Below are 12,366 nucleotides of genomic sequence, written 5' to 3' on the forward strand. Positions count from 1 at the left end.
TCAATTCTTTATCCATATACTACATATTGTAAATATATAGATGAAAGAATTCAACTCTACCATGTATGTATACATGTATACATACATCAATTTATCACTTTTATTGATAAACACTATTTACATATTTAAGCGTATCTATAGTCTGTAAGTAATATGTATATCTTATATTTTACATCATTTTTCAAATATATAAAACACAAAAAAATATATAAAGTATTTCTATGCCTAGAACTAAAGAAATAATGTAAGGCCATATCAAACATAATCGCTGAAAATAGGCGTACTGTAATACATGTTGGTACATGTGTCTATGTGTTAAAATGAGTGCTACGAGGCAAACAAAAATAACACTATATATACCATTGATACTAATATATAGAATCCATTGTCTTAACAACGAAGTTATCGTTTCTAGGTAAGAATACATAACTATATAAAAGCATGCGTTAATGCCTACCAAAACAGGTATCATAGATAGAACAATCCTCATCGCTACAGGATAATATTGATTTGTTCTGTAATTATCAACTCTAAATGGATGCCCTATTGCTACTAGCTCCATAACTTGCAACAAAGATAATACTAATACTACTATCCAATATAAGGAAAGGAAAAAATGACATACTGTATAGATATCATCAATTGCTTTGTAATATACAATAGCACACATGCAGCCTATAGGAAATAGCCATAATACCATTGAAACAGAAACAAGACCATACAATATCAGTCGCGAAAATTTCCAACTACCCACTGACTCATAGCAAGATTGTTCTTTATCGTTTACACACAACCATGCTAAGAGACGAACACAATTAGGTTGTATCAATCCGCTAAGCAAGAAAAAAAGTAATCCTCCTAGAATACCTACGGACATTATCATCAGTTACCACCAATAAATAGTCGCATCAAGGACTCTAAACTATATTGATCTAAAGTACCCATAGTTTCTCTAGCAGAATGCATCGCCCATATAGGCACACCCACATCCATAGTCCTCATGGGTAACATAGTAGAAGAAATCGAGCCCACTGTAGAGCCACCAGGTATATCGGATCGATTGACAAAATATTGATACGGTATATCCTCTATTTCACATAAGGACTTAACAATCCCTATCGCCTTAGCATCATTAGCATAGGATTGACTAGCCGCTACTTTCAATACAATCCCTCTGTTTAATATAGGTTCATTCGTAATATCATTTTTTTCTGGATAATTAGGATGTAATCCATGAGCTACATCAGAAGAAATCATAAACCCTTCAGCCATATCCATATCTAATTCATCTTTAGCAAATCCTAAGGATTTATAAATACGTTCTAATACATTCGGTAGCATCATAGAAGCACCACCTTGTTTCGTACGGCTCCCAACTTCTTCATTATCGAATAAAGCAATCAAACGTATCCCATTCACATCATTTTCACTCGCTTCTAAAATGCCAGACAAACAAGCTTTACAAGATGTTAAATTATCTAATCGAGGGGCACTAATAAACTCATCATACAAACCAACTGTAGTGCCATCTTCTGTAGGATACAAGGTCACTTCAAAAGAGAGAATATCATCAGGATTACATTGTGCTTCACCAGCCAAAAAATCTAACCATTGATCATATTCACTATCCTTAGTACTACCTTTCATCATAATGATAGGTAGCATTTCTTTTTGTCGCTGTAACGCAATTCCTTCATTTACATGGCGGTTCATATGAATTGCCAAGCTAGGAATAATCGCAATTGGTCGATTTGAGTCAATCGTAACTTCTCTTACATCAAAAGGATTTTCTCCCTTAAGAATAACCGTGCCTGATGCACCTAGTGGCCTATCTAGCCATGTGTGTAGAATTAATCCGCCATACATTTCCACATTCAATTTACCATATTCACTTACGATTACCAAAGGATTTGGTTTTACTCGAATGGCAGGAAAATCAGTATGAGCTGAAGCAATTCTCAAGTTATGCCTATATTGAGTACCAACATGAAAGGCTATCAAGGTAGTTCCATATACATTAATATAATAGTTTCCTGAAGTAAGATGCCATGATTCGCCTAACCCTAATTCAACGAATCCATTGGATTCTAATATAGAAATACTATGAGATACAGTTTGTTGTGGTGAGGTGCAATGTTTAACATAGCCTAACAATTCTTGTACTGTATCGAATACAACTTTTTCATCTTGTAACGATATAGGGGACTTCATAAAATAAGACCACACCTTTCTTATATAAACAACCACTACATCTACAACGTATAGTGCAAATAATCATATGTTCTAATCTAATAATCGAAAAAACCATAGTGAAAATTACTAATCTATGAGGAGATAGAATCGTCATCAAATAATATCCATAATCTCTTTTTTATACTAACTAGAACTAACACAATCATACCATAGGAATAGACTAAGACAAATAGTTTCTAAATTAGCTTGCCTCTCATTTTCCTAAACTATAATCTCTTCTATGAATGTTATAGCTATACACATGATACTAAATTACCTATGCATATAGAGCAGCTTGCTATAAAGATACTTCTAGTAAAAAATATAGTAAAGCCCTATTTCACCACCTAATATATGATGTATAAGTAACTCTCCTACCTCATTTGCATACTCTGGCTGGAATATCTCTATCATATATAAGTTAACCAGTAGTATATAACAACGCTCCTCAGTATATATTACAACATGTTGCAGTTGCTCACTACGCTAAGCAAATTAAGAAAAAACGTATATACTAAATATCTAATATATTCAGTATATACGTTTATTTTTATCTCAGGCCCTATTGTGGCAATTCTACCTGTTCTAAATTAGTTGTTTCAATCGCTTCAATGGCTCCTGCATCACATAATTTTGCAATTTCTGGATCAATTGGCAAACGCCCTAATAATAATAATCCATATTTTTGAAGAATTTCTTCAATATGGCTATCGCCAAAAATCTTATAGTCTTTTCCATTATCTGGGCAATGGAAATAAGAGAAGTTTTCTACTACACCAATAATTGGTACTTGCATCATATCAGCCATTTTTACGGCCTTTTCTACAATCATAGACACTAAATCTTGTGGAGATGTAACAACAATAATACCATCTAATTGTAGTGATTGATACACAGTGATTGCCACGTCACCAGTTCCTGGTGGCATATCAACAAACATGTAATCAATATCTTTCCAAACTACATCTGTATAAAATTGTTTTACCACATTACCAAGAATCGGTCCACGCCATAATACTGGGTCAGTTTCATTTTCTAATAACAAGTTTACAGACATAATATCTACACCTTGTGCATCCTTAGAGCCACGAGATGTAGCTGGATGCATGCCAATTTCATCATAGCCTGCTTTTTCTTTTATGCCAAAAACTTTAGGAATACTTGGACCAGTAATATCTGCATCTAAAATCGCTGTTTTAAATCCTTTTCGCGCCATAGTAATTGCCATCAAGCTAGTTACCAAAGATTTACCTACGCCACCTTTACCACTAACGACACCAATTACGTGTTTAACATTACTTAACTCATGCATTTGTGCATGCATATCTTGAGGTTGTTGTTGTTGACCACAACCTGCAGAAGCTGATGGACATCCATCACAGCCACTTCCGCCACAAGCCATATAAGACACCTTCTTTCAACATACTAAGAACTAGTATACAATAGCATACTAACTCTTCTATACTTATATACCATAGAGCTCTACGGCTCTTTTATTTTCTATGACTATAGTATCATAATTATCCAATTTTTTCAATATAGTATCATCAAATACTATGCCTTGCAAAACTGTTTTGTCAATTCGCCAAGAATCGTCATACCTTTAACAATCTCTTCATGAGATGGTACCGTATAACTTAAGCGGAACGAATGACTATCTATTACACCGTCCGCTGCAAAAGCAGCACCTGGTACAATGCCTACTTTATGATCCATACATGCTTCAAAAAAGGCATCACAATCAACATGATCAGGCATAGTCATCCACATAAACATACCGCCTGTTGGTCGCGTTAATTGAACATGATGGCTTCCTGTCTTATAAAAAGTATCGAGCATTAATTCACATTTCTTTTTATAAATATCCCTCACATGCTGAATTTGTGCATCATAATCAATCGTATCTAACAAGACAGACACAATGCGTTGCGTAATTAATGGCATTTGACCGTCACAATTATTTTTTAGTGACTGCATCGTATTAATTAATTTATCTGGTCCAAATAAAAATCCTACACGCAATCCAGCGGATATCGTTTTAGAATAGGATCCAGCATAAAATACACGATTATCTACATCAAAAGATTTAAAAGTTGGTACATCTTCGCCGGCGAATCGAATTTCTCCATATGGATCATCTTCAAAAATCATTAAGTCATAGGCCCGGCATACTTCATAAATATCTTTTCTTCTAGATAAAGGCATCGTAATCCCTGTAGGGTTTTGAAAGTTAGGAATCACATATACATATTTTCCTTTTCCTTCTTTCGCCGCTCTTTCTAATGCTTCAGGCAACATACCATCTTCATCCGTAGCAATGCCTCTAGGCTTAGCACCTACATTTCGAATCGCATTAATAGCGCTAGTAAATGTATATGCATCGACAAATACTTCGTCCCCTTCTTCACAAAAAGTCCTAGGCATTAATCCTAATAACTGACCTGCTCCGATAGAAATAATAATACCTTGTCCGTCTCTATTCATGCCCCGTTTCATAACAAGTCTTTCAATTGTTTGTTCCGCCAACTTTATATCGCCTTGCATAGGTCCATATTGTAATAACTCTAAGGCACTTGTGTCTATAATATGGCGAATTGTATCTTGTATAACTGCAACGGGGATTGCTTCGGCTGCAGGATTGCCAATACCAAAACTAATAAAGCCAGGAACACCGATACCACGTTCAAATACTTTACGAATAAAATTAGGTCCTTTTAATTGTGCCCGTTCTGGAATAGAAAAACTCATACATGAATACTCCCTTTCTTCTTACTTGGTATATAAGGATATATAGATCGCAGCTATTCTAGCTATTTTCTTGACTTCATATACCGTTTATATAATTTCCATAGTATATAATATGCTATAGCTGCCCCAATAATAATAATTCCCAAGCGTTCCATATGTGTCTGTAACATTACTACATCACGTCCCACAGTAACTTCTAACGCAGTGGAAGGAAATTTACCGATTAAATTTGCAATAATATAATCACGAGGTTTTATCTTACTAATTGCACCAAGTGCTGTAATAATGCCTGATGGGAAATATGGTAATGCTCTAGCAAAAGTCATAATCACTAATCCATTTTTATCGCTAATATCATCCACTTTTACTAGAAACTTACTTTTAGAAATTAACTTAGTCGCTGTATCATGCAATAAAAATCGCATAATATAAAAACTAATCACGACACCAATTGTTTCAGCTAACCAAGAAATAATAATACCTGGTAATAAGCCGAAAACAACACCATTAGCAGTTGACAAAAAAATCGATGGTAAAAAGCCGACTGCGTTGATTAAAATATCGATAATCATACTGATTAGCATAGCCCAAGGGCCATAGCTACGAAGTACTTCTATAATTTCTTCCATATTGCCAGCGGTTGCTAAGTACCATATTTGACTATAGAAACCTGGTACGGCTAAATGAATAGCACCTAACAAGATCGCTAGTAAAATAGCCGAAACTATTTTTATATTAGTTTCACCTGAAACTATAGGTTTTTCTTGATTTTGATTCATACATGCCTCTTTAATTATTTCATCTACAATGAATATTATTATTATACCACAGGTCATGATATAATTATGATATATTGTTAATCATAGGAAAGGAGATTCTCTTATGAAAGAAATCACCATAGGTATGTCGGCCAGTACCACTACCACTGTAACCACTACTAACACTGCTAAAACCATGAAAAGTGGCGCCCTTGATGTATTTGCTACCCCTGCGATGTGTGCCTTAATGGAAGAGGCTGCTCAAGCTGCTGTATTACCTGCTCTCGACAGTAATGAAGGGACTGTAGGTACGCAACTATCCATTACACATGATGCGCCATCACCGATTGGAGCTACCATCACAGCCACTGCTACGGTAACTGCTGTCAATGGGCGTGACATCACTTTTTCAATAGAAGCTCATGACGGTGTGAATACAATTGGCAAAGGTACCCATCATCGATTCGTTATCAATAACGAAAAATTCATGATGAAAGTGCAGAAAAAATTATAACTTAACTGTATTAGCTAATAACTCATTATCTAATACTACATAACCATATAAACATGAATCGCTTATGAGTAATATGTTCTTATATGAATACATTTATACTATACGCATAAAAAAGGATTACCAGCAAATGTTATATTGCTGGTAATCCTTCCTCATTATATAAATCACTATTTAATCGTAACAACCCAACCTTCTGGTGCTGTTAACTCACCATGTTGAATATCGAGTAATGTTTGACGTAATTTAGTTAATACAGGACCCATATCATCCATACCGGAAGGAACAAGAATATCCCCATCATTTGTATGAATACGTCCTACTGGGGAAATAACCGCAGCAGTACCACAAAGTCCAACTTCTGCAAAATCTTTTACTTCGCTTAATAACACTTCTCGATGTTCTACTTTCATACCGAGATAATGTTCCGCCACATACATCAATGAGCGACGAGTAATAGATGGCAAAATACTATCTGATTTTGGCGTAATTAATGTATGTCCATCAGAAGATACAAAAATAAAGTTAGCTCCACCAGTTTCCTCAACCTTTGTGCGTGTAGCTGGATCAAGATACATATTTTCCGCAAATCCTTCTCGATGTGCTTCTTGGATAGCATGTAAACTCATAGCATAATTCAAACCAGCTTTAATATGACCAGTACCATGTGGTGCTGCACGATCAAAATCAGAAATTTTAATAGAAATTGGTTTTACTCCACCTTTAAAATAAGGACCCACAGGAGTAACAAATACACGGAATTGATATTCGTCCGCTGGTTTAACACCGATGACAGGATTTGTTCCCATCATATATGGGCGGACATATAAACTAGCCCCTGTTCCATATGGTGGTACGGAATCAATATTTGCTTCTACTACGCGTTTAACTGCTTCTACAAATTTATCTGCTGGATACACTGGCATTTCCAAACGACGCGCCGAATCCTCTAACCGCTGTCCATTTAAATCTGGTCGAAAACACACTACATGTCCATCTTTTGTATAATACGCTTTCAACCCTTCAAATACAGTTTGTGCATATTGAAAGACCCCAGCACATTCATTCAATACAATATTAGCGTCTGTTATTAATTGTCCTTCATCCCATGCACCATCTTTATAATTAGATACAAAGCGGTAATCAGACTCTATATATCCAAACCCCAAATTTTTCCAATCAATGTTTTTTGCCATATCGATTTCCTCCAATAACTTGACCCTATACAAACCACGCATCATATACGTGATAGCATGTCGTCACTTGATAAATCTCATTATCATCAATGCATATATAAATTTTATCACTCTAACTCTATAGAATCAATATAGTGACCTATTTTTTAAAGAATCCCTTCTCCATTCACCACCATCATCGTGAAATAGAAAATCCTATCTATACATTAATAATGTCGCTTCCCTCTATGCACTACATAATTACCATATATAAAAACGTCATAATAGGCATTGTAATCATCGAAATAATCGTCGTCATACTATTAATAGCCACAGCTTCCTTTTCCATTCCACTATATACTTGTGCCATATTAGTAATGGTCGTTGCTGCTGGTGTCATGGTTGCCAAAAAACTAATATAGAGCAAAGTATGACCATTTTCTACCCAATCAACAAGACCTACTAATTTCAATAGTACCAAAATCAGCAAGGGATCAATTACCATCGCCCACAAGGATACCAAATACACACGACGATTAAAAAAAATCTCTTTCATATCTGTTCCAGCAAACACCATGCCTAACAAAATCATACACACTGGACCAATCATAAGAGATATGGCATCCATAGCTTGATACATTACAACGGGCAAACGAATTTGCAAGATAGCTAATACGATGCCTATTATAATAGCCAGTAAATTATAATTCTTAATAATAGCTCTCCAACTACAATGAAATGCGCCTGTCATAAGAGAAAAGCCATGGGTCCACATAAATACCAATTGTACGCACATATAAACGCTAGCATATATAACCCATTCATCCCCAAACATACTCATCACTAACGGGATAATAAGATTACCTGCATTAGAATAGACGATAGACGCCTCTTCTACATGATTCATACCGCATACCATATGTGCTATACGACCAATTATCACTAATCCCACATTGATCAATACAGCCGCTATTAAAGATACCATAACAGCATCCTTTACGGTATCCGTAAAATCAATTTGAAAGGCTTTAATAATCACAAAAGGAATGATTAAATAAATCGACAAAATAGACAGCACTCGGCTGTCTTTCGTTGTTAATAGTTTTGCTTTTACCAATCCATAACCACAGGCCATCATTAAAAATAACACTATAATTTGTTGCATTAAGATACTCGTCATATAATCACTCTCCCGTTCCGTTCTATGAGTCATTATACTACATGTGAAAATAATCCAAAATATCGTTAATACTCATCATGATTTCACATAGACTAGTAAAAACATATTCCTAGAAAATAAAACCCTATTTACACTAGTAAATATAAAGATTTTCATCATGTAGAGCACATTTTGTCCGCCCTTTACAGTTCAGTTAAAAAGATAAAATACCGATAGATTTAGGTATTTCCTAGTTCCATGGGTGTTTAAAATAACATGTTTTGTCCTATAACTCTATTTTTCGGGATTGAAAATAGAACGTTTTTTTCTATAGCTCTAAAATAACATGCCTATCCATGAGAACATAGTTTGTTAGTAGATAGTATTAAATATGCCACCATCAAATCAATAGTAATGACATATCACCATATACCAATTCTTTCATCCCTATAGATATATCTATCGATGACTATACATGCTAATGAACACAAAAAAGCCATGTAAAGTAATTTTCTACTTTACAATGGCTTTTTAATAAGTAAGAGTAAATTATTATTTACGTAAGTTCAATTTTTCAATAATCGCACGATAGCGTTTAATATTTTTACGGCGAAGATAATCTAACATATTACGACGTTGACCTACTAATTTTAATAAGCCACGACGAGAATGATGATCCTTTTTATGTTCTTTCAAATGTTCAGTTAAGTACACAATGCGGTTTGTTAAAATCGCAATTTGTACTTCTGGGGATCCAGTATCGCCTTCATGAACAGCAAATTGTTTAATAATTTCTTGTTTAGCTTCTGTAGTTAACATTATCGTTACCTCCTAAATACACATAACTCGTTAAGCTTAAGTAATCGTTGGAGAATCGAAGACTTAGCCTACGTTTCGTCTAATGACTTATTAAGTGTACTATATTTTTATAGGAAAGTAAAGTAATTCACTATATACAGTAAATATAAAAAATCTTTAGTACCCTAAACGTACTAAAGATTTTTTATTTTATAATATGTATACGTTAACAGATTGACGGCCAAATTGGATAGCATCATAATGAGAGTTCATGGCTAAATCAATGCGATTTCCTACAATCGCTCCGCCAGTATCATCAGCTACGGCATATCCATAACCTTCAATATAAAGTTCTGTTCCTAACGGAATTACATTCGGATCAACAGATACATAGCCATGTTGCAAATAGTGACCCATAGCTGTATAAGAAGAATTACCTGGATCATCTGCAGAATATGCACTAGCATCCATCGTAATAAGTTGTCGATAAGAACTTGGAACGCCACTCGCCACATTAGAAATTCCTAAAGCGTTCATAACCTGTGGTCCAGCTATTCCATCAACATCAAGACCTTTTTCTTGTTGAAATACACGTAACGCGTACAATGTATTATTTCCAAAATAACCATCTGCCGCATCGATTAAATAACCTTGATTAATTAATGCTTGTTGCATCCGTCTAACAGATTGTCCTTGATCTCCAACATGTAAACTTGCTGCCATAGCAGAAGAAGAAATTACAAGGAACAAACTTAAAAATACCATTTTTAAAATATATTTTTTTAACATATTCACCTCATACCTTTCAACTGGTAATAATTTTACAGTATTTTTGGGAATTTGTCAAAAAAACGACCGCTTTAAACGATATGACCCACCACTTTATTATATTTTTTTACCTTTTTTTCCCACTTTAATATTTTTGTCAACACTCTATAAATCCCTCTATTATAAGCTTCACAAGGTATTACAAAAATACATAACAATTATCACAAAAAGGTCTTGCTATATAAAAATTAATATTTTTTTCTATAATTTCATTATCAATCATCATATAATTTTGAAAAAAATATCCTTATTTTCAAAATTATAATCATTTCTATGACCATTTAATATAAATAATGCCTATATATTTAAATAATTCGAAATGCACACAGTTACTTATCTAATTTTTTCATTATCTGGTCATGAACAGATTAATTTATACAACACTACTTTTCTAGAGAGAATTTGTTTCCACTGATTCGTAACACAATATACCCTAATACACCCGATATAATAGAGCCAATAAAAATACCAATTTTAGATTTTTCTTGGATATCACCTGGCTCAAAGGCTAATAAAGAAACAAATAAGCTCATCGTAAATCCTATACCACAAACCAGAGAAATCCCATATACTTGTGGCCAAGTTGTATCCTTAGGCATATCTATTATTTTTGATTTTACTAAAAAGAATAATGTTGTAAAAATACCTAATTGTTTACCTAATACTAATCCTAGTGCTACGCCTAACACTACTGGATGTGCTAAATCAGCTATAGAAAATGCATAGAATGACACACCTGCATTAGCGAAGCCAAATAAAGGCGTAATAAAAAAGCTTACCCAATGGCTTAGTGCATGCTCCCACTCGGTGAGTGGAGATATATGACGTCCTTCCCTTACACCATGCAAAGGAATTGTTAATGCTAAAATAACACCTGCTAATGTGGCATGTAGCCCCGATTGCAATATGCAATACCATAAAGCAATACCTAGTACTATATAGGGTATTGGTCGCACATAATTTTTCTTATTGCAATATATTAGTAATAATACAATCATTGCGGCTATAAGTAAAAATAAAAACTTAATGCTAGTCGTGTAAAAAACGGCAATAATAATGATAGCCATTAAATCATCCATAACCGCTAACGCTGTCAAAAATACTTTCATAGCTGGTGGTACTCGTGATCCTAAAATAGCAACAATACCGATAGCAAAAGCAATATCTGTGGCTGTAGGTATAGCCCAGCCGGGAATAAAGGATTCTGTATGTCCTGCTATTAAGTAGTAAATAACCGCTGGTACTGACAAGCCAAAAAATGCAGCAATACCTGGTAATAAACGTTTTGCATTTGTATTTAGTTCGCCAGAAATCATTTCTCGTTTAACTTCTAGTCCAACAAAGAGAAAGAAAATGGCCATCAACGCATCATTAATCCAAAGTAAAATACTAAGCGGTCCAATTTTCATATCTAATAATGAAAAATATTGTGCAGCTACTGGTGAATTCGCCAAGAAAACACCTAACAAAGCTGCTAATAATAAACATACGCCACTAGCGGACGCAGATTGAAAAAAAAATACAAGTCTACTCATTATACACCTCACATATTATATACTACCGATTTATCCATTATATATGTATCTTTAATAACTATTATATTATATAATAACTTTACCATATAATGAAAGATGTTATTAATTAGCTTTAATAGATTAGCTCTTATCTATACTTTCTTTGTGCATAACTACTGCTCTTACTAGTATATGCTATCCATGATGCATTATAATATTTACAGTAAAATAAGACATTTCTACATATCTATCATCTTTAAATGTAAGTAGATTAAATGGTATAACTATGCGTATTCTAGCCTATTGATCAACTAGAAAATTGTTAACGATATCTAATTTTTCTAGCTATTCATCAACAATGTTAACTGATAAAACTCACATTATACCTCATCTAATCAAGAATAATATTTTTACGACTCTTTATGTTATCAGTTCACATATATACTTTGTATCAGATATATATATGCTCAGTTAATAGGTTCCTATCAGAAATACATTACCTATCCTGTCACCATATCATTGTAATGAAAATTATAACCACCCGTAGAACGGGTGGTTTGCTCTGACCCTATAAGGGTCTTTCTCTAGTGGTAGCCCTCTAAAGAGGGCATTGAATGATCTGACAACCACTCTATTACCACTG

The 12,366-nt window shown here is 34.2% G+C and carries 10 protein-coding genes; 1 reads left to right on the forward strand and 9 read right to left on the reverse strand.

What is annotated here, in order from left to right; translation table 11 throughout:
* Window positions 1-882: 882 nt before the first annotated feature.
* From K357_RS0100870 to K357_RS0100885, 4 genes are all read right to left on the reverse strand, one after another.
* On the reverse strand, window positions 883-2,211 hold the full coding sequence (locus K357_RS0100870; RefSeq protein WP_038113261.1) for a M18 family aminopeptidase: 1,329 nt from the start codon (window positions 2,209-2,211) through the stop codon (window positions 883-885).
* 583 nt (window positions 2,212-2,794) lie between these two features.
* Entirely contained in the window at window positions 2,795-3,634 is an 840-nt protein-coding gene (locus tag K357_RS0100875; protein WP_028257025.1) for an Mrp/NBP35 family ATP-binding protein, read from the reverse strand.
* A 152-nt stretch (window positions 3,635-3,786) separates the two neighbouring features.
* A complete protein-coding gene (locus tag K357_RS0100880) occupies window positions 3,787-4,980 on the reverse strand; it encodes an aminotransferase-like domain-containing protein (RefSeq protein WP_028257026.1) in 1,194 nt (397 codons plus the stop codon).
* A 62-nt stretch (window positions 4,981-5,042) separates the two neighbouring features.
* Window positions 5,043-5,759, reverse strand: coding sequence for a TVP38/TMEM64 family protein (locus K357_RS0100885; protein WP_028257027.1), 717 nt, complete (start codon window positions 5,757-5,759; stop codon window positions 5,043-5,045).
* Between the two features lie 103 nt (window positions 5,760-5,862).
* On the opposite strand from K357_RS0100885, the gene K357_RS0100890 reads away from it, so the two are divergent.
* Window positions 5,863-6,252 carry a thioesterase family protein gene (locus tag K357_RS0100890; protein WP_028257028.1) on the forward strand — a complete coding sequence of 130 codons (390 nt, stop codon included), beginning with the start codon at window positions 5,863-5,865 and terminating at the stop codon, window positions 6,250-6,252.
* A gap of 167 nt (window positions 6,253-6,419) precedes the next feature.
* Here K357_RS0100890 and K357_RS0100895 read toward each other — a convergent pair whose 3' ends face one another.
* From K357_RS0100895 to nhaA, 5 genes are all read right to left on the reverse strand, one after another.
* Window positions 6,420-7,445: a branched-chain amino acid aminotransferase gene (locus K357_RS0100895; protein WP_028257029.1), complete on the reverse strand. Its 1,026-nt coding sequence runs from the start codon at window positions 7,443-7,445 to the stop codon at window positions 6,420-6,422.
* 232 nt (window positions 7,446-7,677) lie between these two features.
* Window positions 7,678-8,604, reverse strand: a complete 927-nt coding sequence (locus K357_RS0100900; protein ID WP_028257030.1) for an AEC family transporter — start codon at window positions 8,602-8,604, stop codon at window positions 7,678-7,680.
* Window positions 8,605-9,135: 531 nt separating this feature from the next.
* Window positions 9,136-9,402, reverse strand: coding sequence for a 30S ribosomal protein S15 (rpsO, locus tag K357_RS0100905; RefSeq protein ID WP_051211932.1), 267 nt, complete (start codon window positions 9,400-9,402; stop codon window positions 9,136-9,138).
* A gap of 189 nt (window positions 9,403-9,591) precedes the next feature.
* Complete coding sequence (locus tag K357_RS0100910; RefSeq protein WP_028257032.1) at window positions 9,592-10,170, reverse strand: 3D domain-containing protein; 579 nt, start codon at window positions 10,168-10,170, stop codon at window positions 9,592-9,594.
* 422 nt (window positions 10,171-10,592) lie between these two features.
* The gene (nhaA, locus tag K357_RS0100915; protein ID WP_028257033.1) at window positions 10,593-11,744 is read right to left on the reverse strand and encodes a Na+/H+ antiporter NhaA; all 1,152 of its coding nucleotides are present in this window, start codon (window positions 11,742-11,744) and stop codon (window positions 10,593-10,595) included.
* Between the last annotated feature and the right edge of the window lie 622 nt (window positions 11,745-12,366).

The sequence above is a fragment of the Veillonella montpellierensis DSM 17217 genome (genome assembly GCF_000426745.1).
Taxonomy (GTDB): Bacteria; Bacillota; Negativicutes; order Veillonellales; family Veillonellaceae; genus Veillonella; species Veillonella montpellierensis.

Excerpts from the sequence above, each read along its gene's own strand:
- K357_RS0100870 (WP_038113261.1), bottom strand. The coding sequence starts at position 2,211 with ATGAAGTCCCCTATATCGTTACAAGATGAAAAAGTTGTATTCGATACA.
- K357_RS0100875 (WP_028257025.1), bottom strand. The coding sequence starts at position 3,634 with ATGGCTTGTGGCGGAAGTGGCTGTGATGGATGTCCATCAGCTTCTGCA.
- K357_RS0100880 (WP_028257026.1), bottom strand. The coding sequence starts at position 4,980 with ATGAGTTTTTCTATTCCAGAACGGGCACAATTAAAAGGACCTAATTTT.
- K357_RS0100885 (WP_028257027.1), bottom strand. The coding sequence starts at position 5,759 with ATGAATCAAAATCAAGAAAAACCTATAGTTTCAGGTGAAACTAATATA.
- K357_RS0100890 (WP_028257028.1), top strand. The coding sequence starts at position 5,863 with ATGAAAGAAATCACCATAGGTATGTCGGCCAGTACCACTACCACTGTA.
- K357_RS0100895 (WP_028257029.1), bottom strand. The coding sequence starts at position 7,445 with ATGGCAAAAAACATTGATTGGAAAAATTTGGGGTTTGGATATATAGAG.
- K357_RS0100900 (WP_028257030.1), bottom strand. The coding sequence starts at position 8,604 with ATGACGAGTATCTTAATGCAACAAATTATAGTGTTATTTTTAATGATG.
- rpsO (WP_051211932.1), bottom strand. The coding sequence starts at position 9,402 with ATGTTAACTACAGAAGCTAAACAAGAAATTATTAAACAATTTGCTGTT.
- K357_RS0100910 (WP_028257032.1), bottom strand. The coding sequence starts at position 10,170 with ATGTTAAAAAAATATATTTTAAAAATGGTATTTTTAAGTTTGTTCCTT.
- nhaA (WP_028257033.1), bottom strand. The coding sequence starts at position 11,744 with ATGAGTAGACTTGTATTTTTTTTTCAATCTGCGTCCGCTAGTGGCGTA.